This is a genomic window from Kribbella sp. WER1 (assembly GCF_054189145.1).
The window spans coordinates 3,275,490-3,298,246 of record NZ_CM135186.1 but is presented as its reverse complement, the minus strand read 5'-3'; the positions used below and the strand labels follow the sequence as shown (position 1 = coordinate 3,298,246).

The window sequence follows — 22,757 nt, the reverse complement described above, 5'->3', positions numbered from 1 at the left end:
AACGATTCCTGCGTGGGCTGACTATGGTCTACGCATGCGTGCAGTGGTGATCGAGGAGTACGGCGTACTTCCTGAGGTGCGGGACGTGCCGGAGCCTGCCGTCGAGGGCGGCGCGGTTGTGGTGAAGGTCGAGGCGACCGGGTTGTGCCGCAGCGACTGGCACGGGTGGATGGGGCACGACGCGGACATCGTGCTGCCGCACGTGCCCGGGCACGAGCTCGCCGGGACGATCGCCGCGGTCGGTGCCGGCGTCCGCGGGTGGGCGGTCGGCGACCGGGTGACGACGCCGTTCATCTGCGCGTGCGGGACCTGCGAGCAGTGCCGCGAGGGCAACCACCAGGTCTGCCCGAACCAGCTCCAGCCCGGCTTCAACTACTGGGGTTCGTTCGCCGAGTACGTCGCCGTACCGTACGCCGAGGTGAACCTGGTCCGCCTCGCCGACGACATGTCCTTCACCACGGCCGCCGGCCTCGGCTGCCGCTTCGCGACGTCCTTCCGCGCCGTCCACCAGGTCGGGCAGGTCCAGGCCGGCGAACGAGTAGCCGTCTTCGGTTGCGGCGGAGTAGGCCTGTCCGCAGTGATGATCGCGGCCGATCTGGGCGCCGAGGTCACAGCGATAGACACCAACCCGGAAGCCCTCGCCCTGGCCCGAACCTACGGCGCCACCCACACCCTCCAGGCCCCCGCCCGCGACCTGGGCGGCTTCCACGTGACCATCGACGCCCTCGGCTCGAGCGACATCGTCCAGCAAGCGCTGCAAGCCCTCCGCCCCCGCGGCCGCCACGTACAGGTCGGCCTCCTACCGGGCGGCGTCACCCTCGACGTAGGCCGCCTGATCGGCCAGGAACTCACCTGGCTCGGCAGCCACGGCATGCCCGCGCACGCCTACCCGGAGATGCTCGACCTGGTTGCCAACGGCAACCTGAACCCGCAGCGGCTGGTCACGCGCACCATCACCCTCGAAGAAACCCCGGCCGCCCTCGCAGCCCTGACCAACGGCACCTCCGCCGGCGTCACGGTCATCACCCCGTAGCCACCCCACCCACCGCAGGGGCCGCGGCCCGCGAGGCCGACGCCGCCCGGAGCCTCCAAGCGGGGAGACCCGTCTTTGCGGAACTTTTCCGGCAGCAGACAGCGATTTGTTTCCGGAAAGAGCTCTGGATCCCGTCGCCGCGACCATGCGACCGTCGGACTGCACGACGTACGGGCGGCGCTGCGCTGGATCGAGCGCAATCCGCTCGGTCTACCGGTCGACCCGCGGCGGGTCGGTATCTGGGGGCAGTCCGCCGGCGGCCATCTCGCCGCCGTCGCCGGGCTCGTGCGCGGCGGCGCGTTGGGTGCTGATGCGCGTCGAAGGCGCCGCCGTTCTGGCAGTACGACGGAGTCCGCACGCGCGGCCGAACCGCAGATCCGGGCCGTGGTGACGATCAGCGGTCCGAGCGATCTCCTGCACCCGGGCGGCGGCCTGCGGATCGACCGGCCCTCGCCGGTGACTGCTCTGGTCGGAGGAGACGTGACCACACATCGCGAGCAGCTCCGTGCGGCCGGCCCGATCGCCCATGTGGGCCCCGACGCGCCGCCCTTCCTGATCGTCCACGGCACCGCCGACGAGACCGTCCCGTACGAGCACGCCGCACAGCTCCACCGGGCGCTGCTCGCTGTCGGTGCCCGCTCGCGACTGCTGCCGATCGTTGGCGGCGACCACGATCTACGCGATGCGCGGTATGCCGTGGCGGGTGAGGCGGCGCGCTTCTTCCGGAGTGCTCTCTAGCTACAGGCGGATCAGGTAGACGGTGGGTGGGCGGCCGGTGCGGCCGTGTTGCTGGGTGCCGGTGGGGGCGGCGAGGCCGGCGCGTTCGAGGCGTTTGAGGACTCGGCGGGCGGTGCGGAGCTGGACGGCGAGGTGGTCGGCGACGTCCTGGGTGGTGAGGCCGTCGGGGAGGGTGGCGGTGAGTTCGCGCATCCTCGCGAGGGTCTGGGTGTTGAGGCCGACGCGGCGGGCGAGCAGCGGGAGGCTTTCGGTGCCGCGGATCGCGGACGGCTGGTCGCCGGTGGGCTCGATGACGATCTCGACGTCGTCGGACATCGACACCACGCCGGCGACAGTGCCGATCGACGCGGCGCGGCCGACTGCGCGGCGGGCCAGCGCCTCGGCCTCGGCGGCGGTCCGCCCGATGCCGAACCCGACGTACGCCGTGCTGTGCCGCGCCGCCAGGTGGTCCAGCAGCGGCATCCGGGAGAACTGCTCGGTCGCCTGCTCCAGCAGGCCGCGGGTGGTGACGACGAGGTGCCGGCCGTCGGGGAGCGCAGCGAGGCTGCCGCCGAGCGTGATCAGGTCCGCGGCGAGCGCGTCGTCGGGTTCGGGCAGGTCGATGACGCCGAGTGCGACCTGCGCATCGCCGACGTGCTGACCGGTCGTCGTGAGGACGAGCGCCTGCAGCGTCGAGCGGATGGAGTACCGCGACGGGGCGAGCCGGACCGACGGCATCTCGTTCTCGATCAGGTGGAACGCGGACCCGAGGCAGCTGATCGCGACCTTCGTGTCGTGCTTCTCGCGGGCGGTCCGGTGGAACGAGACGATGTCGTCCGACGTCAGCCCGGGCCGGTACGGCAATACGTGGATCCGGTCCGTCGGCAGCTTCGCCTCGATCAGCGTCTCCAGTACTTCGGAACGCCGCAGCGTGTCGATCGAGAACTGCGTGACGTTGTGCCCGAGCCGGAGCAGTTCGACGAGCGCCCGGAGCAGCGTGGCGCCGTCGTACGACACGTACATCGCGGGGCGGTCGACCGCGCCGGCTTCGGTGGCGATCGTGTACGGGACGACGCCGGTGAACAGGTACGCGTCGACGTCCCCGTGCGCCTGCCGGACCAGGTCGACCGCCTCGGTCTCGTGCCGGTACGCCAGCGGGACCAGCGTCGTACCGCTCGGCGCGCCGACCACGGTCACCCGCTGAACCAGATCCTCAGGCCCGACGACCCCGACACTGATCCCCACGGCAGCCTCCGACGACTTCTGGCCTGGCCCTCAAGTCCGCTCTGAACGCAGAATAGCGCAGTAAGGTCCGAGATCTTGACGTTCGGCCTGAGCTCTCTTAGTTTCGGTCAATACCACAATTGCCGGCGTCGGTGTGGTGGAGCGAAGGAGGGAGCGCGCCACCTCACTGCCCGTGGAGCTGCTCCAGGCAGTTGACGACGAGATCCCGCTCGCCCGGTGGCAGCTCCGGCCCGTACGGGTCGTGTGCGGCCGCGGCCGGTACCAGCCCCTCCCACTCGGCCGCCCACAGCATCCGCTGCACGTAGCCCTCGATCGGCGCGTAGAACGTCGCCGCCGCGAACCGGTCCAGCCGGTCCGACGCGGCCAGGAACTCCGCGTGTTCGCCGGCCGTCCAGGCCCGCAGTACGGCGGCCGACAGCTCGACCTGCGCCGACGCGATCCCGACCAGCGCGGTGTCGGCGCCCCACAGGAACGACGGCCCGTACATCCGGTCCTCGCCGGTGATCAGCAGCTTCCCGGTGCCGCGGCCCGCCCAGATCGCGTCCTGGCAGCCGATCGCCCGGTCCAGCGTCGCGGTCTTCACGCCGAGCATCGCGTCCAGCGACAGCAGGTCCCGGATCAACTCCGGCGAGTACGGGTACCCGCCGGCCTCGCCGTGCAGGTAGAACCCGACCAGCGGCAGCCCGCTCTCCGCGGCCACCCGCTCGTGCAACGCCACCGCCTGCGCGTGCCCGTCGGAGACCTGGTTGAACCCGGCCAGTGGGTACACCATCACCGCGTCGGCCCCGCCCGCCGCCGCGGCCCGCGCCATCTCCACGGTCGCGTCCGCCGCCTCCTGCAGGGTGTGCGCCTCGGCAGACTTCGGTACGCCGGCCCCGGCCACGATCGGTACGTCGGTAGCCGCCCGCCACGTCTCGAGCACCTTCGCCCGATCGCCCGGCGACAGGTACAGCCCGCGGCCGGTGTGCGCCCACACGGCGACACCGCCGATCGCCTGCTTCGTCAGCGTCACGGCGTACGCGGACAGGGCGTCGTACGCGACGACGCCGTGAGGGTCCATCGGGGTGACGACCGCGGGGAGGAGCGTGCCGCGGAGCCGTTCTACGAGCGGATGCATCAGATGACCTCTCCCTGAGGGTGTCTTGGAAGACACCCTCATACGTCGTGGCCGAGACCGGGGTGCTTGGGTACGTCGATCCAGCCGTCGCAGTCGGCGAACACGGTCGGGGCCAGCGGGTCCTCGTCGACCATCAGCGGCCCCACCAGGTCGGCCGCGACGGTGGCGCCCGGCACGGCGGCGGCCAGGTGGACGGCGGCCAGCGTGGCGACGCCCAGCTCCGGCATCGAGCCTACCTTCACCGCGAGCCCGCCGGCCTCGGCGACGGCGGCGATCTGCAGCGCCCGGTGCAGGCCGCCGACCTTCAGGATCTTGATGTTCAGTACGTCGGCGGCACCGCGGCGGGCGATCTCCAGGGCGTCGTGCAGCGAGTGCATGCTCTCGTCGACCATCACCCGGACGTCGAGGCGGTCCCGGAGCCGGACCAGCCCGGCGAGGTCCCAGCGCGGCAGCGGCTGCTCGAGCAGGGTGAGGCCGGCCGCGCTCATCTTCGCGAGGTACGGGAGGGCGGTCGTGGCGTCGTACCCCTCGTTGGCGTCCAGGCAGAGCTCGGCGTCGGCGGGGATCGCGGCGCGGACCGCGCGGATCAGCTCCAGGTCCTTCGCCGGGTCGTGGCCGCCCTTGACCTTCAAGTGCCTGAACCCGCGACCGGCGTACTCCGCGGCCTCGGCGGCCATCTCGTCGAGCGTGCCGAGTCCGACCACCCAGGTGGTCTGCACGCGGTCCCGGACACTGCCGCCGAGCAGCGCGTGTACCGGCCAGCCGCTGATCCGCCCCGCCAGGTCGAACAGCGCGATGTCGAGCCCGGACTTGGCGACCTGCTGGCCGCGCAGGACGCCGTCCATCACGACGTGCGCTCCGGCCCGGTCCAGCGGGTCGCGGCCGACCAGCGCCGGCGCCAGATGCTCCTCGATCGCGGCCTGAACCCCGGCCAGCGTCTCACCGGTGTACGCCGTCATCGGGGACGTCTCGCCGATCCCGACCGCGCCGTCCGCGGTGTGCACCTCGACGACCAGGCTGATCAGCTCGGTGCTGACCCCGCTGCTGATCCGGAACGGCCGCCGGTAGCGGGCGCTCACGACCCGGGTCTTGATCGCGCTGATAGGTGCGCTTTCGGCCGGCTCTGCTGCAAGACTCATAACCGGCTCCTAGCGTTCTGGGCGGAAAGCATTTACGGTCAAGACCGTAAATACCCTAAGCGCTCCCTGTCAACGGCGGAAGGCGGCACCCCCGATGCGGCTGGGTCTCTATCTGAACCTCTACGGCACCCCGGGCGAGCGCCCGGAACTCGCGGACGCGGTCGAGCAGGCCAAGCTGGCCGAGCAGGCCGGGTTCGAGTGGGTGGTGCTCGGCGAACGGCACCTGCACCGGCCCGGGTACCACGAGATCCTCACGTCGATGACCTGGCTGGCCGCGCACACCTCGCGGATCGGGATCGCGACGGCGGGGATCGTGGCGCCGCTGTACGACCCGGTCGTGCTGGCCGAGACGCTGGCGCACATCGACGTACTCTCGGGCGGCCGGCTGACGGCCGGGTTCGTGCTCGGGTACCGGCCGGAGGAGTTCGCGCTGTACGGCGTCCGGCAGCCGGAGCGGGTCGCGCGGTTCGAGGAAGGGCTGGAGATCCTCACCCGGTTGTGGACGTCGTCCGAGGTGACGTACGACGGGAAGTTCACGTCGATCCAGGACGCGTACCTGTCGCCGCGGCCGGTGCAGTCGCCGCGGCCGCGGTTGTGGAACGGCGGCCGGGTGTCCGCCGTACTCGAACGGACCGCGCGGATGTGCGACGGCTGGACGACGTCCTTCAACGAGCTGGACGCCGACCTGCCGGACAAGATCGCGGAGTACCTGTCGTACCCCCAAGGCCCCGACTCCCTCGGGCACGAGGTCATCCTGTGCCGCGAAGGCTACTGCGCCGACACGTCCCAGGAGGCCCGCGCAGCCCTCGAGGAGCCGCTCCGCGACCTGTACGACGCGTACACCGGCTGGAAGCGCACGTCGACCGACGCGGCCCGCTACACCCAGGGCTGGGACGACATCACCGCCCGCAGCCTGATCGGCTCGAAGGCCGAATGCGCCGAACGCCTCGCCCACTACGAGCAAATGGGTGCCGACGGCATCATCCTCCGCATCCAGCCGCCCGGTATGTCCCAGTCCGACACCCTCAAATCCATCGAAAACTTCGGCAAGCTCCTGTAGCCCCCCGCGTGCTGCGCAGGTGCTCCGGTCGCTGCGCTCCCTCCCGCCCCTGCTACGCGCGTTCCCACCCACCCCCGGGCTGGCGCCCGGTTGTTGCCGGCTGCCGCCGGCGAGTTGCGGGCTGCAGCCCGCGGTCTGCTCGCTGGCGCTCGCGGGTGACTGCATAAGCGGGGGTGGTGCGTGAGGCTTGCCGTGGTGGGTGGTTGCTGGAATGCGTGCGCAGGCGGGCGTTCTGACGGGCGGAGCGGTAGCCCCCGCGCGTTGCACCCGGGTGCTGCGCTCGCGGGTGACTCCGGTGGGTGGAGGTGGTGTGGTCGGCCTCCCATGGGCCGTGAACGGGGAGTGGGAACACCTCGTGGGGACTGGCGACAAGCTATTTCCTGTCTTCAGTCTCCAGCAGGTGTGCTCCGGGTCTACGCCTTCAGGCCGGACATTGCGATGCTGTCGGTGAGGTAGCGCTGGAGGAGGCCGAAGACGAGGAGGCTGGGGACGACCGTGATGGTGGCGCCGGCCATGATTTGGTTGATGGGGACGGCTTGGCCTTGGAGGGTGGCCAGGCCGACGGTGAGGGTTTGCATCTTGCCGGACTGGCCGATGACCAATGGCCAGAGGAAGTCATTCCAGTGCCAGAGGAAGACGAAGATGCCGAGTGTGGCAAGGACCGGGCGGATCAGTGGTAGGACGATCATCGTGAAGATGCGCCACTCGGCGGCGCCGTCGATTTCGGCTGCTTCGAAGAGTTCGTCGGGGAGTTGCATGATGAACTGGCGCATCAGGAAGACCGCCTGCGAGTTCGCCAGCGTCGGGACGATCAGGCCCCAGTAGCTGTCCACCCAGTTGAGGTTCGCGACCAGGATGTACGACGGGATCAGTGTCGCCTGGAACGGCACCATCAGCGTTGCCAGGAACGCCCAGAACATGATGTCCCGGCCGGGGAACTTCTTCTTCGCGAAGGCGTACCCGGCCATCGAGGCGAACAGCAGGACGCACGCCACCGACACCAGGGAGTACAGCAGCGAGTTCACCGTCCAGCGTGGGATGTCCGAGCTGGACAGGACGTCGCGGAAGTTCCCCAGCGTGAAGTGTGCCGGGTTCAGCGCGCCCGGAAAGGTCTGTCCGCTCGGGGGTGCGAAGGCGACCAGCACCATCGCCGCGAACGGCACGATGGTCACGATCGCGGTTAGCGTCAGCAGGGTCGGCAGTGTCAGGCGGGCCGCGGTACGCCGGCCGGCGGAAGCGGTCTCCACCACCGGGCGGGCCTCGAGTACCTGGGTCATCTAGTCGTCCCTCCCGACGAGCCGGCGCTGTACGAGCGAGACGACCAGGACGATCAGGAACAGCACCAGACCGATCGCGCTGGCGTAGCCGAAGTCGAAGTACCTGAAACCGCTGTCGTACAGGAAGTACACGATCGAGTAGCTGGCGTGGACCGGGCCGCCGCCGGTCATCACGTACATCGCGTCGAAGACCTGGAACGCGCCGATCGTCTCGATCACCAGTACGAAGAACAGGACGGGGCGGAGCTGGGGGAGCGTGACGTACCGGAAGCGTTGCCAGGTGCCGGCGCCGTCGATCATCGCGGCTTCGAGGTACGACTTCGGGACTGCTTGGAGGCCGGCGAGGAGGATCAGCATCGAGTAGCCGAAACCCTTCCAGGCCGAGGTGACGGCGATCGACGGGAGCACCGTGCTTGCCTGGCTGAGGAAGTCGATGGGGCCGATGTGGACGAGGCCGAGGATCGAGTTCAGCAGGCCGTCCTGGACGTCATAGATCCATTTCCAGATCACCGCGGCGAGGACGATGCTGGTGACGTACGGGAGGAAGAAGACGCCGCGGAAGAAGCCGCGGTTCCAGACGACTCGGTGCAGGAGGATCGCGGTGCCCAGGGAGAGCAGGACGGTGAGGGGTACGAAGATCACCGTATAGGTCAGGGTGACCACGAGCGCGTCGCCGAACATGCCGTCGGTGAACAGGCGTTTGTAGTTGTCGAGGGCAATGAAGTCCCATTTGCCGCTGATCCGGTAGTCGGTCAGCGAGAGCAGCAACGCACCGATCACCGGCAAGAACCGGAAGAGCAGGAACAACACCAGCATCGGCGCGACAAACACCAACCCGACCCACGGCCGCCGGAGCCCGCCGGAGAAGCGCCGAGCCCGCCCACGCTCGAGGCTGACAGCAGCAGCGTGGGACGGGTCCGGCGGGTTCGCCTTGGTCAACGTTGTCTCGACAGGAGGTCGTTGGCTTGTTTGGCGGCGTCGTCGAGGGCGGCCTGGGGCTGCTTCTTGCCGGTCAGGACGGCCTGGATGTCGGTGCTCAGGAACGACATGATCTGCCGGGCCGCCGGGTTCGGTTCACCCGGTACGGCGTACTGCAGGGCGGCGGCGAACTTCGGTGCGTTCGGGTCGGCCAGCTCGGACTTCGCGTCGCTACGCGGGGAGTAGTACCCGGACGCCTTCGCGAGCCCGTCGAGCTGGGCCGGCTGCATCATGAACGTGAGGAACTTCTTCGCCCCGTCGACGTTCTCCGACGCCGCGTTCACCACGAGACCGCCGGGCAGTCCGAGCGCGGCCTGCTTCTCGTCCTTCAGCGGCATGCCGATCTCGACGTTCTGCGCGCCCCACGTCTTCGAGGCGGTGCCGGCGTCGGCCAGGACGGAGCTGAACGACATCGCGACCTTGCCCTTGCCGAGCGGCGAGTCGGCGATCACGTTGCCCGCGGTCAGCGCGGTCTTCGGGATCGCGTCCTCGTCCCACAGCGTCTTCAGGAACGTCAGCGCCTTCAGCCCGGGCGCTTGGTTGAACGTGACGCTCTTGCCGTCGTCGGCGAACACCTTCCCGCCGGCCTGCCAGAGCAGCGGGTAGAAGTTCAGGTTCAGCGTCGCCTCCGGCGAGGCCGAGTAGTCGAGCGTCTGGAACCCGGCGGCCTTCAGCTTCGGCGCCGCGGCCGTGATCTCGTCCCAGGTCTCCGGCGGCTTCGCGATCCCGGCCTTCGCGAGGACGGTCTTGTTGTACATCGTGGTGGTGATCGTGTGGTAGATCGGTGCGCCGTACACCTTCCCCTGCACGGTCAGGCCGGGGACGGCCGACGGCAGGAACTGGTCCTTGAGCGGGTTCACCACGTCGTCGACCGGTTCCAGGTTCCCGTTCGCGACGTACTGCGGGATCTGGTCCGGGATCATCGGCAGCACGTCCGGGCCCTTCTTGCCGGAGAACGCGGCCGCGAGCTTCTGGTCGCGGTCGGTCCAGGGCTGCTGCTCGATCTTCAGGTCGATGGTCGAGTTGGCGGCCTCGAAGTCGGTCTCGACCTTCTTCCAGTACGTGTCGTTGGCCGCCTTGTCGGCGATCACCGGGTACATCCAGAGCGTGAGGCTCTTCTTGCCTCCGCTGTTGCCGCTGTCGCTGCCGCCGCAGGAACTGAGCGCGGCGGCCAGCACGAGCGCGGTCAGTGGCGCCGCGATACGGCGGACGGTGAGTTTCATCGCACCCCCAGGGTGTCCGGAAGTCAGGGCCGGAACTGCTCGAACCGAATAACGGTCAGGACCGAAAGTAGCCGGGGTGAATTTCGGCTGTCAACGGCTGATATCAATCCGGAACAGCTCGGAGCCGCTGGTCATCAGTAGTTGGTGGTCTCCCCGGACGCCGAGCCGCCGGTGCGCGTGCTCGACGAACAGCGTCGGGACGGACTTCGCGCCCGGCGCGATCCGGTAGATCTTGTTCAGGTCGATACTGACGTACACCGCCTCCGAGGTGGCGACGATGTCGCCGCTGGAGGTCGTCGTACCGAGCGTGAAGGACCGCTTGACCTTCCCGTTGCCCGGAGAGAGCGCGAACACGGTCTTGCCGGCGACACCCCAGAGCAGGCCGTCCGGCCCGATCGTCACCGAGGACACCGTCGCCGCGCCCGGCACCGGCACGGTCTCCCAGAGCTTCTTCTTGCCCGTCACGTCCCACGCGAACACTGTGCCCGCTTCCCGGGTCGGCGGGGTGGTCGTCAGGCCACCGGCAATCGACGTTCCGCCGTACACGATGCCGCAGCGCGACGTCAGGCCGAACACGGATTCGTCCTGGACGACGTTCCGGTACTTCTCGCTGGTGCCCGACGCGGGGTCGTAGATCACCAGCGCGCCGCCGAGCCGGTCGCCGTCGGGGACGGTGCCGACGGCGATCTTCCCGTTCACCTCGGTCAGCGCCCGGGCGCGGGTCTGGAACAGGTCGGGTTTCAGGTTCAGCAGCTGGGTCGGGTTGTCCGGCGTCCCGGGCGGTCCGGGGGAGTACTCCGGGCTGCTCCAGGGCTTCGTGGGGTCGTACGCGTACAGCCGGGCCTCCGGGTACGCGCCGACGTACACCGTGCCGTTGGACGCCTCCATCAGCGCCTCGACCTGGGAGAACCGGTTGAACTTCGCCTCACCCGTCGACGGATTCACGACCGAGACGCCGCCGTTCAGGAACCCGCCGGCGTAGATGTTGTCCTTGCCGCCGGCCACCGAGAGGATCTCGATCGGCTCCCGGCGGACCTTGGTCTCGAAGATCTCGGACTTGCCGGTCTGCGGGTTGTACCGGAACTCCTCGCCGCGCCAGAGCGTGCCGACCACGCTGGTCCCGGGGTAGTCCGGCAGGTTCAGGTCGGCGTACCCGATCGAGCGGGCGTTCTGGATCCGGCCGGTGAACGTCAGGCCGGTCCCGGTCAGCGTCTTGGTGGCCGGGTCGTACTTCTTCAGCTCGCTCGCCTGGATCATGTAGATCGAGCCGTCCGTGCCGACCGGCGAGATGTCAAGGCCGTGCTCGTTCGGGATCGTGTCGACCCAGGTCCTCGACGCGATGTCCCAGACGTACAGCGGGCCGGGGAAGGCGGTGCTGACCCGGGCGTACATCCGGCCGCCGCGGACGTTCAAGTCGTACACGACCTGGTCCTTCGGGTCACCCATCCCGGGCGGCGCCGGGATCTCGGTGACCGCGCCGGTGCTGACGTCGACCTCGGAGAAGTACGCGTCCGGCTCGGAGCCGGTGTAGAGCTTGCCGTTCCAGTAGTCGATGCTCTTCACGTACCCCTGGCCGGCCTTGATCGTGCCGTAGTCGCGGACCGCGCCGGTCGCGTGGTCGTACCGGAAGACCTTGCCGTGCGGGTACGTCCCGCCGTACACGTTGCCCTGCTCGTCGACGGTGATCCGCAGGATGAACGTCTCGGTGGACAGCGGCCGGCCGAGGTCCTCGGCGGTCGTTGCGCCGGGCTTCAGCCGGTACAGGTGGCCGTTGTTGTAGGTGCCGGCGTAGATCGTGCCGTCCGGCGCGGCGGCCACCGCGTAGCTGCCGTCGGCGCCGGGCAGCGCCGCGGACAGCAGGCTGTCGCCGGTCGCCGGGTCGATGGCGTTCAGGTACGCCGGGCTGCCGCTGGACACGTTCCAGATCGCGGTCTTCCCGTTCGGGCCGGGCGCGACCGTACCGCCGATCAGCAGTACGTCGGACAGCGGTGTACCTAGTGAGACGACGGTGCCCACAGCGGGCTTGTGCCCCGCCTGGGCCGGAGTAGTCAGGGTGCTGGCGAGCACGGCGACGAGGGCCAGTGCGAGAAGGGAGCGGACTGATCGCATGCGGTGCCTCCGGGGTGCCGTATTTACGGTCCTGTCCGAAAGTGAAGCCCTCGCGGGCTGACGAAGTCAACGGCTTGGCGTAATTTGCCACTACTGGCAGCGATCGCGGGTCTTACGGCCCTGCCCGTTAGGTCGGCGGCAGCTTCGCGAGCAGCTCCTGGAGCAGCTCGCGGGTCGCGGCGAGGTAGCTGTCGTCGCGCTGCAGCGCCCGGTGGAAGGCGGCCAGCTCGGCCGCGGAGATCGTGTTCGAGAACGTGCTGACCTCGGTCAGGTCGAGGCGCCGGTTGAACAGGTGCACGGTGTCCCGCCAGCGGTGCAGCGTCCCGACCAGTTCGGCGTCGCGGTGCAGGCCGAGGGCGCCGGACACCAGCGCCAGGTCGACCGCGGACACGATCAGCCGCGGGTACACCTGCCGGGTGGTCGGCGCGTCGGGGGAGAACCGCGGGTCGTTGAGCAGCCGGGTGTTCTCCTGCAGCTCGTCCGCGACCGCCCGCAGTACCTCGGTACGCCGTTCGGCCTCGGACGTCAGCCGCTCGACGAAGATGCCGGTCAGCCCGGCCACCAGGGTCAGCGAGTTGACGGCCGGCTCCCAGCGCGAGTTGCCCGGCCAGATGAACCAGATGACGCCCAGGACGAACGCGACGCCGAGCAGCCCGTACGTGATCCAGCTGACCAAGCGGCGCCGGTTCACTGCGCCCAGATGTCGTCGGCCAGGGTGTGCGGGGTCTCGCCGGCCGCCTCCGGGGCGAGCAGCAGCAGCTCCAGGCCGAACGGGTTCGGGCGGCGGGTGTAGCGGAACTGGGACTGGATCGCCTCCACCGGGGTCAGCTTGCACGCCTCGGTGAGCCGCTTCAGCCGGTCCGCGGAGTACTTGCGCGTGGTGTAGAGCCGGATCGTGTCGCCGACCGGCAGCACCACCTCGGTGTGGTCCGGCAGCTCCATCCGGATCTCTTCGTCGGTGTCGTTCTGCCAGAGGATCTTCACCAGCAGCGCGTCGTCCTCGAGCTCGCCGACGAACTTCACCAGCTCGTTGTTGATCTTCAGGTCGGTGTTGTACCGCAGCGCGCTGGTCACGAACTCCGCGAACGCCCGGGTCTGGTGGTACTCGTCCGCGGCCGCGTCGGCCGCCTCCTGGTCGAGTCGCGTCGTACTGGCGACCTCGAGCAGCAGCCGGTCCTGCGGCCGCAGCACCCGGGTCAGGGTGCCGAGCAGCTCCTCGTCGCTCTCGAAGTTCGCCAGGGTGTTGCCGGTCAGCGTGAACAGGATCGGCTCGTCGCCGACCAGCCGGGCCAGCATCTGGGCCAGCTCGTCGACGTTGTCGTCGATCGAGAAGTCCAGCTGCACCGGCAGCACCTGGGACACCGGGAACCGGGCGCCGCGGACCGGCTCCAGCGTCCCCATCCGGAGCATCTCCGAGCTCATGTCGACCGGGATGTAGTACATGTCCGGGTTGTGCCGGCGCATGTCGCCGATGATCGTCCGGTCCTTGACGCCGGTCCCGACGCCGAGGCTGACCAGGTGGAAGCCGCCCTTCTCGACATGCGGGCGGAGCTTGCGCCAGTGCCGCAGGAACGACTCGGTGCCGGCCTTCATCACCAGGTAGAACGGGTCGTTGGTCGCGTTCGCCCAGGCGATCGTCGGGCCGATGCCCCAGTACGAGAAACCGGACGTGATCTGCTTGCCGTCACCCGAGTCCGAGAACGGGCCGCGCAGGTCGCCGGTGAGCGTGGCGAGCTTGTCCGTCTGGTCCTCGCCGACCAGCAGCAAGGACCAGGCGAAGTCGTCGTCCGCCAGCGCATGCTCGAGCTTCCGGATCACCGGTACCGGCTCAGTCACGTCTCACCCCTCACACGATGAGACGTCAGGCTACCGGTTACCGGACCGGACCGCTGGGCGGAGGACGTCTGGGAGCCCTCACACCGGGGTGACCGCGTCGGCCTCCCGGCCCTTCGGCCCGTCAACGATCTGGAAGTCGACCGGCTGGCCGTCCTCCAGCGTCTTGTACCCGTCGGAGACGATCTTGCTCCAGTGCACGAACACGTCGTCCTGCCCGTCGACGGCCAGGAAGCCGTACCCCTTGTCCGCGTTGAACCACTTCACGGTGCCGCGCACCATCGAATCTCCTCGACCACGGAACCCGCTTCACCCGGGCCCCTCGCGACCAGCAATCTTAGAGGGTATCTGGGAACTCCGCGCCTACTGCGGGGCACCCGGCACGGCACCTCCTCGCTACGGCGCGGAGTTCCCAGATACCCTCTTAATCGAGCCGCCGACGAGCAGTGCCGTGCCCACCAGCGCCGCGCTCACCCACAGCGGGCCGCGGTACCCGGAAACGCCGATCGCGAGACCGCCCAGGACCGGCCCGGCGGCGGCGCCGACGTTCAGCGCGGCAGTGGCCAGACCGCCGCTCAGGACCGGGTACTCCGAGCCGGCGTAGAGGGCGTACGCGATCAGCGTCGAGCCGACCGCGAACGACAGCGCGCCCTGGGCGAGGACCAGCACGACGGACGGTACGACGTACGCCGCCGTGAGGGCGAAGGCGCACCAGCCGAGCAGCAGGATGCCGCCGGCAACGAGTACGGGACGGTGGTCGCGGCGGTCGGCGTACCGCCCCGCGACCGTGACGCCCGCGAACGAGCCGAGACCGAAGAGCGCGAGCATCGCCGGCACCCATCCGACGTCCAGCCCGGTGACGTCGGTGAGCAGCGGGGAGAGGTAGGTGAACGAGCAGAAGGTGGCGCCGTTCACCAGGGCGCCGAGCGGCAGCAGTACGGCGAGCCGCGGCCGGATGCTGATCCGCGCCGGGGCCGCCGGGCCGGTCGTCCGGGCGGGAACCGAACGGAGGATGCCGATCAGCGCGGGCAACGAGATCAGCGCGACCGCCCAGAACGCGGACCGCCAGCCGAGGGAACGGCCGAGCACCGCGCCCGCGGGGACGCCGACGATGCAGGCGAGCGTCGTACCGCCGAGCAGGACCGAGGTCGCGCGGGCCTTGGCGTCCGGGCGGACCAGGCTGGTCGCGGTGGCGAGCGCGATCGCCAGGAAGCCGGCGTTCGCGAGGGCGGCGACGGCACGGGTGACGAGCAGTACGGCGAAGCTGCCGGTGACGGCGCCGACGACATGGACCGCGAGGAAAACGGTCAGTGTCACCAGCAGCGTCCGGCGGCGCGGCCAGCGGGCGCCGAGGACCGCGATCGCGGGGGCGCCGACGATCATCCCGAGCGCGAACGCCGACGTCAGCCAGCCGGCAGCCGGGATCGAGACGCCGAGGTCCTGGGCGATGTCCGGACCGAGGCCGGAGAGCATGAATTCGGAGGTCGCCTGGGCGAAAACGGCCAGGCCTAACAGGTACAGCACGAAGGGCATGGAGGTGCTCCGTAACCAGAGAGAGGACAGACGTGTGCCGTCTCCGGCCTGTTGAAAGGCCGGATGGTTACGGTTTGTCTGCCTCCGGGCTGGTCACGGAGCGAAGTCTAGCCCCGGCGGGAGGCGGCCAGGCCGAGGAGGCCGGCCGCCACCAGGAGCAGGGCGCTGGTGACGCCCAGGTCGTCGGTCTGCAGGACGCCGTTGTCGGTGAGCATCCAGATCGTGGCGGCGCCGGTCAGGACCGTGCCCGCCACCACGCCGGGAACGTCCGGCCTGGTCTTGCGCTGCTGGTTCATCCGCGTTCCACCTTGATACTGCCGAGCTTGAGGTTCAGGTTCAGGGTGACCTGCTCGCCGGGCTTCGCGTCCGCCCCCAGGTCGTCCAGGGTCAGCTTCGCATTATGGCCGCTGCGGTCCTCGTTGAGGAAGGCAACGTTGCCCATGTCGGCCGACAGCTGCCCCTTCACGTCGACGTTCTCCGGGAGCTTCACGACCACCTCGCCGGCGCCGCCGTTCACCTCGACCTTCGCGCCAGGCGCGAACTTCGCCTTGGTCAGGTCCAGGTTCACCGACCCGGCGTCGAACTGGTAGCTCGACCCGGTCGCGGTGATCGTCTGGCCCGCCGGTGCCACGTAGTTCGTGTCGGCGAAGTTCCGCGGTACGTCGGTGAAGACCGTACTGACCAGGGCGCCGGCCGCGAGCAGGATCCCGAGCGGCAGCAGGCCCAGCGTCCGGCCGACGAACCCGCCGAGCAGCATGCCGCCGCCGAGCGTGGCCAGGCCGATCACCAGCATCGTGGACGTGGTCGCCCCGGCCAGCGCGGCGATCGCGATCGCCAGTCCGGTCAGTACGACGACGATCGACTTCACGCCGCGCATGCCCTTCGCGGGCGGTGCGGCCGGTGTGGTCGCCGCGGGAGCGGTCTTCGTGGCCGGCTCGTCGGTGTACAGGCCGAGGGGGTCGTCCTCGGTCCACACAGACTGGACCGGTTCGACGGTGCGGTCCTGGGGTCGCTGTGTGGCCGAGGACGACGGGCCCGCCGGGGGAGCTGACGGGCCGGTCTGCGGGGGCGTGTACGCCGAGCCGTACTGCTGCTGGGTCGGCTGGGTCGACTGGGTCGACTGGGTCGACTGGGTCGACTGGGTCGACTGGGTGGTCTGGCCGGGCTGCTGGGTGCCGAACGGCTGGGTGCCGGGCGGCGTACTGTCCTGCGGCCGCTGCTGGCCGTGCTTGGCGCAGTTGCCCTTGCGCTGCTTGGAGATCAGCCAGATGACCGCGATCACGATCAGCGGGCCGGGGATGAAGTGGCCGAACTTGAACGACGACATGGTCGCGATGCCGGCGAACACGCAGATCCCGATCACCACCGGCCAGAACCACGGGTGGTCGGTCCGGACCCGGTCGCCGAGCACGCCCTGCAGCGGGACCCGGTCACTGCCCTCCTCGGGCATCAGCACCCAGGCGGCGATGTAGAAGACCAGCCCGGGGCCGCTGATAATCAGCACCGCCATCACCACGCGGACCAGCACGGGGTCGATGTTCAGCCCGCGGCCGATACCGCCGCAGACGCCCGCGACCCAGCGGTCCGACCTGCTGCGCCGCCAGGTCTGGGGGTTCTGCAGGCGGCTGCGGTCGAACCCGGCGGGTCCACTCTGGTTCTCCATACTTCGATGGTCACGTACGAAGGAGAGCTGGGCATCGGGGATGCACCCTGACAGGTCCCCGAGTGCCTGGAATTCGGGGTTCTCCCCGAGTGGACCCTGACGGCGGCGGGCCGGCGCTGAGGAGGCGGCCCGGGACAAGCCTGCTGGTGTCGGGCCGGTCCACATGTGACGATCGTGGTGATGAGCCAGCCAGCAGCCACGCCGCCGGGCGGACCCTCCACCACCGGAGACCAGCCCGCGCCGACCCCTGGGCAGAACCAGGACCAGTGGCGCTACAAAGGCTGGGGCCCCCAAGGCCCAGGCCAGTACCAAGGCCCCTACGCAGCCTACGCCGCCCGCATGGGCGCTCAAGCTGGTGCTCCTGGTGCTCCGGGTGCCCCAGGTCCGCTCCCTCCGCCTCTGGGCCCTCCATATGCGGTTTCTTCTGGTACCCCTCCTACGGCTGATGGGCCGCGGCGGGCTTATCGGCGGACTGATGGGCGGGTTATTGCCGGGGTTGCCGGGGGAATTGCGGATCATTTGGGGATTTCGGACACCGTGGTGCGGTTGGTGTTGATTGCCACCACCGTGTCCGGCGGGTTCGGCGTCCTGATTTATGCGGCTTTGTGGTTCCTGATGCCGTTGGCGCCGGAAACGGTGCCGGGGGCACCGGGGCTGGCAGCGCATACGCGGAGCGGGCTGCGGACCGACGGGCCGTCGGCGCCCGTCACCGAGGCGAAGCAGCGGAAGCGGGAGAAGAGCCGCGGGCAGTTGCCGGCGCTGATCGCGATCGGGATCGGTCTGCTGATCCTGCTGCAGGTCGCCGGGTTCGGCATCGCCGGGAAGCTGTTCTGGCCGCTGGTGTTCGCCGCGACCGGTCTGGCGCTGATCTGGCGGCAGGCGGACGAGGCGCAGAAGGACAAGTGGACGCAGGACATCCGGGTCCCGATCCTCGGGCTGGTGCTCGGCAAGGGTGGCTGGAAGTCGCTGGTCCGGATCGCCGTCGGCCTGGTCCTGCTCGGGACCGCGGTGACGTTGTTCCTGGTCCAGAACGGCCGGCTCTCGATGGTCGGCGACGTACTGATCGCGCTGCTGCTCGCGGTGGTCGGGATCGGCGTGATCGCCGGCCCGTGGGTGCACCGGCTGACCCGGGACCTGAACTCCGAGCGCGCCGAGCGGGTCCGTTCCCAGGAGCGCGCCGACATGGCCGCGCACCTGCACGACTCGGTCCTGCAGACGCTGGCGCTGATCCAGAAGCAGGCCGACGACCCGAAGGCGGTTGCCCGGCTGGCGCGTTCGCAGGAGCGCGAGCTGCGGTCCTGGCTGTACGACGAGGACCACGACAAGGACCAGACCATCGCCGGTGCCGCGAAGCAGGCGGCCGCCGAGGTGGAGGACTCGCACGGCGTACCGATCGAGGTGGTGACGGTCGGCGACTGCGACCTGACCGAACCGCTGGCGTCGATGGTGCGGGCCGCCCGGGAGTCGATGGTGAATGCCGCGAAGCACTCCGGTGCTGCGAAGATCGACGTGTTCGTCGAGGTGGACGGCGACCGGGTGGAGATGTTCGTCCGCGACCGCGGCAAGGGCTTCGACGTGGACGAGGTCCCGGACGACCGGCTCGGCTTGCGGCACAGTGTGATGGGCAGGATGGAACGGCACGGCGGCCGCGCGACGGTGCGGTCCGATCCGGAGACAGGGACCGAAGTGCGACTGGAGATGGACAGATGAGCAGCAGGCGGGTAGTCGTCGTCGACGATCACGACATGTTCCGGGCCGGGGTCCGCAGCGAGATCGGTACCGCGGTCGACATCGTCGGGGAGGGGTCCGACGTCGACACCGCGGTGAAGGCGATCGTCGGCACCGAGCCGGACGTCGTACTGCTCGACGTGCACCTGCCGGGCGGCGGTGGTACCGAGGTGATGAAGCAGGTCCACCAGCGGCACCCGGACATCAAGTTCCTGGCGCTGTCGGTGTCGGACGCGGCCGAGGACGTGATCGGCGTGATCCGGGCCGGCGCCCGCGGGTACGTGACGAAGAACATCTCCGGCGCCGAGCTGGTGGACGCGATCAACCGGGTCGCCGAGGGCGACGCGGTGTTCTCGCCGCGGCTGGCCGGGTTCGTCCTGGACGCCTTCTCCGGCGCGATCGACATCGCCTCGGTGGACGAGGACCTCGACCGGCTGTCGCAGCGCGAACGCGAGGTACTGCGGCTGATCGCCCGCGGCTACGCGTACAAGGAGGTCGCGCGCGAGCTGTTCATTTCGGTCAAGACCGTGGAGACGCACGTCTCGTCCGTACTGCGGAAACTGCAGCTGTCGAACCGGCACGAACTGACCCGTTGGGCTACGGACCGCCGTCTGGTCTGAACTCTCCGTACTGGCGCGTTTCGGCCAGGGCATGGATTCGCCACTCCGTACCGGCGGTCGGTGCTTGGGACCTGTTATACGGTCGACTGTTATGGAGCGGAATCTCACAGCCGATCAGCTCGCGCTCTTCGAGAAGGAGTTCGCGTCGAACCCGCAGTACCGGGTGATGCAGAACGCCGTCACGCAGACGCCGGTCAACAACATCGCCCTGGATCGTCAGGTCGTCACGTCGATGGACCATTCGGTGTCCCATCTGCTGGACGACTGGAAGGTGACCAACCAGAAGAAGAGCGGCCGGTGCTGGATGTTCGCCGGGCTGAACCTGCTCCGGGTCGGCGCCGCCGAGAAGCTCGGCGTCAAGGACTTCGAGTTCTCCCAGAACTACGTGCTGTTCTGGGACAAGTTCGAGCGGGCGAACTTCTTCCTCGAGGCGATCATCGAGACCGCCGGCCGGGACGCCGACGACCGGACCGTGGCGCACCTGCTGTCCGACCCGATCGGTGACGGCGGCCAGTGGAACATGTTCATCGCGGTGGTCCGCAAGCACGGCCTGGTGCCGAAGACCGCGATGCCGGAGAGCGAGAGCTCGTCGGCGACCGCGCAGCTGAACGACGTCCTCCGCAAGCTGCTCCGCCAGGGCGCACGCGACCTGCGGGCGCTGGACGGCGACGAGGCCCGCCGGGACCGCAAGGGCGAGATCCTGACCACCGTGCACCGGGTGCTGAGCATCCACCTCGGTACGCCGCCGCAGAAGTTCCTGTGGCAGTGGAAGGACTCCGACAAGCGCTTCCACCGCGACGGCTGGATCACCCCGACCGAGTTCGCGGCGAAGTACGTGCAGCTGCCGGTCGACGACTACGTCTGCCTGGTGCACGACCCGCGCGCGACCAGCCCGGTCGGCCGGACGTTCACGGTGGACTTCCTCGGCAACGTGATCGACGCGCCGCCGGTGGTCTACCTGAACGTCGAGATGGAGCTGATGAAGAAGCTCACCCAGGACGCGATCGTCGGCGGCGAGCCGGTCTGGTTCGGCTGCGACGTCGGCAAGCAGATGAGCGGCGACCTCGGCTTCTGGGACGCGAAGCTGTACGACTACGAGGGCGTGTACGACACGGAGTTCACGCTGGACAAGGCCGAGCGGCTGGTGCACCACGAGACGCTGATGACGCACGCGATGCTGTTCACCGGCGTCGACGTGGTCGACGGTGAGCCGCGCCGCTGGCGGGTCGAGAACAGCTGGGGCGACGAGAAGGCCGACAACGGCTTCTGGACCATGAACGACTCCTGGTTCGGCGAGCACGTCTTCGAGATCGCCGTCCGTCGTTCGGCGCTGCCCGAGGACCTTCAGGCCCGCCTGGACGACGCACCGATCACCCTCCCGGCCTGGGACCCGATGGGCGCCCTCGCCGACTGACGTTCAGCACCTCACGTCCCGGGATCCGCTGCGGATCCCGGGACGTCGTGCGTCAGCGGCCGCGAAGCGTGGAGGTCAGCCGGTGCAGGGTCCGGCGGCGCGGGTGCAGGATCGTCTGGTGGCCCTGGGGGCGGGCGGCCGCGACGGTTGCGGCGCGGAGCGCCAGGTCGTCGTCCAGCGGTTCCAGTTCCTCGACGCCGTAGCGGCGGCGGAGGGCGCACAGCAGCAGGTGATCTGCGAGCCCGGGATTCTTCGGCAGCGCGGGTCCGTGCAGGTACGTGCCGATCGTGTTGCCGACGACCGCTCCCTCGTCCCCGGTGCCGCCGTTGTTGCCGAACCCTTGCCGGACCGTGCCCAGCGCCTGTTGCCCTTCCTCGAGCACCGTCCGGCCCGAGTGGTTCTCGAACCCGACCAGCTGCCCGAACGGGCTGTCGACCACGATGTTCCCGACCATCCGGTGCCGGCCGGCGGTGGTGCTGGTCCGGAAGATCCCGAGGCCCGGCAAATGCCGGCCGTCGGGGTCGACGAATTCCCGGCCGAAGAGCTGGTAGCTGCCGCAGATGAGCAGCATCGGGACGCCGTCGGCGGATATTTTCCGCAATTCGTCGCCGCGCGCGAGTAAATCCTCCGCATTGACGGTTTGCGCGGAATTCTGGCCGCCACCGCCGAAGACCAGATCGACACTCGAGAAGTCGAAGATCTGTCCTGGTTCGACCGGCAGGACCTCGGCCCGGAATCCGCGCCATTCGAGTCGTTTCGCGAGCGCGATCACATTCCCCAGGTCGCCGTACACGTTCAGGTCCCGGGGGTAGAGGTGCGCGATCCGCACTGTCCTGGTCATGCGGCCTCCTGCCGGCTGCGGAGCGCCCGACGGACCTGCAGCATTGCGGTGTACGTCGGGAGGATGTACCCGTGCCCGCCCGGCGGCAGCCCGGACAGCAGCCGGGTGATGCCGTCGTCGACGCTGGACGCCACCTCCGCCTCGGTCCCGGCATACCGCAGCCGCAGCGCCATCTCGGCGGCTCGGGTGCCGGCGGTGACGACCTCGGGACGGCTCGCCGCCAGCGCCTCCAGCGGGACGTCCCACAACCAGGAGACGTCGCGCCCGTCGGCGGGCAGGTCGTTGACCGCGATCAGGACCCGCGGCTGCGTCCGTCCGACGAGGAACGTGTCCAGCACCTGCGCGAACCCGGCCGGGTTCTTGATCAGCAGCAGCCACAGCGTCCGGCCCTCGATCTCGGTCTTCTCGACCCGGCCGAACGCGGCCTCGGTGGTCCGCAGCGCCTCCGCCGTCACCGCGGGATCCAGGCCTGCCCCGGTCGCCACGCTCACCACGGCCAGCGCGTTGTAGAGGTTGTACGTCCCGGACAGCCCGCACCGCATCGGCCGCGGTACGTCGCCGATCGCCACGGTGAAGTCGGTCCCGTCCAGATCGGCCTGCTGTACGCCGGTGACCGTGACGTCCGGGGACGGCCGCTCGAAGTCGCCGTTCGGGCAGCTGTAGTGGCCTAGATGGCTGTAGAAGACCCGGTCGAACCGCAACCGCTCGCCGCACCGCGGGCACCGGTCCGAGTCGACCGCGGACCGCTCGTCGGTCAGCCGCTCCGGGAGCTGCTCGATCCCGAAGTAGCTGACCCGGTCCGCCGCGGTGGCCAGGTTCGCGACCCGGGCGTCGTCGGCGTTCAGGTACAGCCGGGCGTCGGTGGCCGCGATGCCCTCGGCGATCAGCTCCGCAGTGGTGTCGAGCTCGCCGTACCGGTCGAGCTGGTCGCGGAACAGGTTCAGCACGACGAGGTGCCGCGGCCGGAGCTCCGGGGCGATCAGGCGCAGGCTGGCCTCGTCGACCTCGAAGACCCCGACCGTCGCGGCGACCCGCCCGCGCAAATCCGCCGCCAGCAGCAGGGCCGAGACCACGCCGCCGCGCAGGTTCGCGCCGGAGGAGTTGGTGAGCACCGACTCGCCGCCCTCGCGGAGCGCGGCGACCAGCAGTTTGGTGGTCGTCGTCTTTCCGTTCGTACCGGTCACCAGAATGCAGCCGCGTGGTAATTGTGCAGCCAATTTCCGGGGC

21 protein-coding genes are annotated in these 22,757 nt (G+C 69.5%); 6 read left to right on the top strand and 15 right to left on the bottom strand.

Features of this window, described 5'->3' with window-relative positions; all coding sequences use genetic code 11:
- Positions 1 to 34: 34 nt before the first annotated feature.
- Both ACXJJ3_RS16010 and ACXJJ3_RS16005 read left to right on the top strand, forming a co-directional pair.
- A complete protein-coding gene (locus ACXJJ3_RS16010) occupies positions 35 to 1,033 on the top strand; it encodes a zinc-dependent alcohol dehydrogenase family protein (RefSeq protein ID WP_458170859.1) in 999 nt (332 codons plus the stop codon).
- Positions 1,034 to 1,108: 75 nt separating this feature from the next.
- Positions 1,109 to 1,771: a prolyl oligopeptidase family serine peptidase gene (locus ACXJJ3_RS16005; RefSeq protein WP_458170857.1), complete on the top strand. Its 663-nt coding sequence runs from the start codon at positions 1,109 to 1,111 to the stop codon at positions 1,769 to 1,771.
- On the opposite strand, the gene ACXJJ3_RS16000 is transcribed toward ACXJJ3_RS16005, so the two are convergent.
- The 3 genes from ACXJJ3_RS16000 to ACXJJ3_RS15990 form a co-directional block, all read right to left on the bottom strand.
- Positions 1,772 to 2,995: a hypothetical protein gene (locus tag ACXJJ3_RS16000; RefSeq protein WP_458170856.1), complete on the bottom strand. Its 1,224-nt coding sequence runs from the start codon at positions 2,993 to 2,995 to the stop codon at positions 1,772 to 1,774. It abuts the gene before it with no gap.
- Between the two features lie 163 nt (positions 2,996 to 3,158).
- Positions 3,159 to 4,112 (bottom strand): dihydrodipicolinate synthase family protein, encoded by a 954-nt coding sequence (locus ACXJJ3_RS15995; RefSeq protein WP_458170854.1) that lies wholly within the window; start codon positions 4,110 to 4,112, stop codon positions 3,159 to 3,161.
- 38 nt (positions 4,113 to 4,150) lie between these two features.
- Positions 4,151 to 5,251 (bottom strand): mandelate racemase/muconate lactonizing enzyme family protein, encoded by a 1,101-nt coding sequence (locus ACXJJ3_RS15990; RefSeq protein ID WP_458170853.1) that lies wholly within the window; start codon positions 5,249 to 5,251, stop codon positions 4,151 to 4,153.
- Between the two features lie 94 nt (positions 5,252 to 5,345).
- Between ACXJJ3_RS15990 and ACXJJ3_RS15985 the strand changes: the two genes are divergently transcribed.
- Complete coding sequence (locus ACXJJ3_RS15985; RefSeq protein ID WP_458170852.1) at positions 5,346 to 6,311, top strand: LLM class flavin-dependent oxidoreductase; 966 nt, start codon at positions 5,346 to 5,348, stop codon at positions 6,309 to 6,311.
- 413 nt (positions 6,312 to 6,724) lie between these two features.
- On the opposite strand, the gene ACXJJ3_RS15980 is transcribed toward ACXJJ3_RS15985, so the two are convergent.
- The 10 genes from ACXJJ3_RS15980 to ACXJJ3_RS15935 form a co-directional block, all read right to left on the bottom strand.
- Positions 6,725 to 7,588 carry a carbohydrate ABC transporter permease gene (locus ACXJJ3_RS15980; protein WP_458170851.1) on the bottom strand — a complete coding sequence of 288 codons (864 nt, stop codon included), beginning with the start codon at positions 7,586 to 7,588 and terminating at the stop codon, positions 6,725 to 6,727.
- On the bottom strand, positions 7,589 to 8,527 hold the full coding sequence (locus tag ACXJJ3_RS15975) for a carbohydrate ABC transporter permease (RefSeq protein WP_458170850.1): 939 nt from the start codon (positions 8,525 to 8,527) through the stop codon (positions 7,589 to 7,591).
- The gene (locus ACXJJ3_RS15970; RefSeq protein ID WP_458170848.1) at positions 8,524 to 9,789 is read right to left on the bottom strand and encodes an extracellular solute-binding protein; all 1,266 of its coding nucleotides are present in this window, start codon (positions 9,787 to 9,789) and stop codon (positions 8,524 to 8,526) included. The genes ACXJJ3_RS15975 and ACXJJ3_RS15970 overlap by 4 nt, the downstream gene beginning before the upstream one ends.
- Before the next feature lie 90 nt (positions 9,790 to 9,879).
- Entirely contained in the window at positions 9,880 to 11,898 is a 2,019-nt protein-coding gene (locus ACXJJ3_RS15965; RefSeq protein ID WP_458170847.1) for a hypothetical protein, read from the bottom strand.
- Between the two features lie 127 nt (positions 11,899 to 12,025).
- Positions 12,026 to 12,589 (bottom strand): hypothetical protein, encoded by a 564-nt coding sequence (locus ACXJJ3_RS15960; protein WP_458170846.1) that lies wholly within the window; start codon positions 12,587 to 12,589, stop codon positions 12,026 to 12,028.
- Positions 12,586 to 13,734 carry an L-histidine N(alpha)-methyltransferase gene (locus ACXJJ3_RS15955; RefSeq protein WP_458170844.1) on the bottom strand — a complete coding sequence of 383 codons (1,149 nt, stop codon included), beginning with the start codon at positions 13,732 to 13,734 and terminating at the stop codon, positions 12,586 to 12,588. The genes ACXJJ3_RS15960 and ACXJJ3_RS15955 overlap by 4 nt, the downstream gene beginning before the upstream one ends.
- Before the next feature lie 78 nt (positions 13,735 to 13,812).
- Positions 13,813 to 14,013: a cold-shock protein gene (locus ACXJJ3_RS15950; protein ID WP_458170843.1), complete on the bottom strand. Its 201-nt coding sequence runs from the start codon at positions 14,011 to 14,013 to the stop codon at positions 13,813 to 13,815.
- Between the two features lie 114 nt (positions 14,014 to 14,127).
- Entirely contained in the window at positions 14,128 to 15,264 is a 1,137-nt protein-coding gene (locus ACXJJ3_RS15945) for a Cmx/CmrA family chloramphenicol efflux MFS transporter (protein WP_458170842.1), read from the bottom strand.
- Between the two features lie 107 nt (positions 15,265 to 15,371).
- Positions 15,372 to 15,560: a hypothetical protein gene (locus ACXJJ3_RS15940; protein ID WP_458170841.1), complete on the bottom strand. Its 189-nt coding sequence runs from the start codon at positions 15,558 to 15,560 to the stop codon at positions 15,372 to 15,374.
- Positions 15,557 to 16,927 (bottom strand): PspC domain-containing protein, encoded by a 1,371-nt coding sequence (locus ACXJJ3_RS15935; RefSeq protein WP_458170840.1) that lies wholly within the window; start codon positions 16,925 to 16,927, stop codon positions 15,557 to 15,559. The genes ACXJJ3_RS15940 and ACXJJ3_RS15935 overlap by 4 nt, the downstream gene beginning before the upstream one ends.
- A gap of 399 nt (positions 16,928 to 17,326) precedes the next feature.
- On the opposite strand from ACXJJ3_RS15935, the gene ACXJJ3_RS15930 reads away from it, so the two are divergent.
- From ACXJJ3_RS15930 to ACXJJ3_RS15920, 3 genes are all read left to right on the top strand, one after another.
- Positions 17,327 to 18,637 (top strand): ATP-binding protein, encoded by a 1,311-nt coding sequence (locus ACXJJ3_RS15930; protein ID WP_458171897.1) that lies wholly within the window; start codon positions 17,327 to 17,329, stop codon positions 18,635 to 18,637.
- Positions 18,634 to 19,275 (top strand): response regulator, encoded by a 642-nt coding sequence (locus ACXJJ3_RS15925; RefSeq protein WP_458170839.1) that lies wholly within the window; start codon positions 18,634 to 18,636, stop codon positions 19,273 to 19,275. The genes ACXJJ3_RS15930 and ACXJJ3_RS15925 overlap by 4 nt, the downstream gene beginning before the upstream one ends.
- 91 nt (positions 19,276 to 19,366) lie before the next feature.
- Positions 19,367 to 20,689 carry an aminopeptidase C gene (locus ACXJJ3_RS15920; RefSeq protein WP_458170838.1) on the top strand — a complete coding sequence of 441 codons (1,323 nt, stop codon included), beginning with the start codon at positions 19,367 to 19,369 and terminating at the stop codon, positions 20,687 to 20,689.
- A gap of 52 nt (positions 20,690 to 20,741) precedes the next feature.
- Here ACXJJ3_RS15920 and ACXJJ3_RS15915 read toward each other — a convergent pair whose 3' ends face one another.
- Positions 20,742 to 21,530, bottom strand: a complete 789-nt coding sequence (locus ACXJJ3_RS15915) for a type 1 glutamine amidotransferase (RefSeq protein WP_458170837.1) — start codon at positions 21,528 to 21,530, stop codon at positions 20,742 to 20,744.
- Positions 21,527 to 22,714: a MurT ligase domain-containing protein gene (locus tag ACXJJ3_RS15910; RefSeq protein ID WP_458170836.1), complete on the bottom strand. Its 1,188-nt coding sequence runs from the start codon at positions 22,712 to 22,714 to the stop codon at positions 21,527 to 21,529. Before ACXJJ3_RS15910 ends, ACXJJ3_RS15915 begins: the two co-directional genes overlap by 4 nt.
- Positions 22,715 to 22,757: the final 43 nt, after the last annotated feature.

Excerpts from the sequence above, each read along its gene's own strand:
- ACXJJ3_RS16010 (WP_458170859.1), top strand. The coding sequence starts at position 35 with ATGCGTGCAGTGGTGATCGAGGAGTACGGCGTACTTCCTGAGGTGCGG.
- ACXJJ3_RS15995 (WP_458170854.1), bottom strand. The coding sequence starts at position 4,112 with ATGCATCCGCTCGTAGAACGGCTCCGCGGCACGCTCCTCCCCGCGGTC.
- ACXJJ3_RS15990 (WP_458170853.1), bottom strand. The coding sequence starts at position 5,251 with ATGAGTCTTGCAGCAGAGCCGGCCGAAAGCGCACCTATCAGCGCGATC.
- ACXJJ3_RS15985 (WP_458170852.1), top strand. The coding sequence starts at position 5,346 with ATGCGGCTGGGTCTCTATCTGAACCTCTACGGCACCCCGGGCGAGCGC.
- ACXJJ3_RS15980 (WP_458170851.1), bottom strand. The coding sequence starts at position 7,588 with ATGACCCAGGTACTCGAGGCCCGCCCGGTGGTGGAGACCGCTTCCGCC.
- ACXJJ3_RS15970 (WP_458170848.1), bottom strand. The coding sequence starts at position 9,789 with ATGAAACTCACCGTCCGCCGTATCGCGGCGCCACTGACCGCGCTCGTG.
- ACXJJ3_RS15965 (WP_458170847.1), bottom strand. The coding sequence starts at position 11,898 with ATGCGATCAGTCCGCTCCCTTCTCGCACTGGCCCTCGTCGCCGTGCTC.
- ACXJJ3_RS15950 (WP_458170843.1), bottom strand. The coding sequence starts at position 14,013 with ATGGTGCGCGGCACCGTGAAGTGGTTCAACGCGGACAAGGGGTACGGC.
- ACXJJ3_RS15945 (WP_458170842.1), bottom strand. The coding sequence starts at position 15,264 with ATGCCCTTCGTGCTGTACCTGTTAGGCCTGGCCGTTTTCGCCCAGGCG.
- ACXJJ3_RS15940 (WP_458170841.1), bottom strand. The coding sequence starts at position 15,560 with ATGAACCAGCAGCGCAAGACCAGGCCGGACGTTCCCGGCGTGGTGGCG.
- ACXJJ3_RS15935 (WP_458170840.1), bottom strand. The coding sequence starts at position 16,927 with ATGGAGAACCAGAGTGGACCCGCCGGGTTCGACCGCAGCCGCCTGCAG.
- ACXJJ3_RS15925 (WP_458170839.1), top strand. The coding sequence starts at position 18,634 with ATGAGCAGCAGGCGGGTAGTCGTCGTCGACGATCACGACATGTTCCGG.
- ACXJJ3_RS15920 (WP_458170838.1), top strand. The coding sequence starts at position 19,367 with ATGGAGCGGAATCTCACAGCCGATCAGCTCGCGCTCTTCGAGAAGGAG.
- ACXJJ3_RS15915 (WP_458170837.1), bottom strand. The coding sequence starts at position 21,530 with ATGACCAGGACAGTGCGGATCGCGCACCTCTACCCCCGGGACCTGAAC.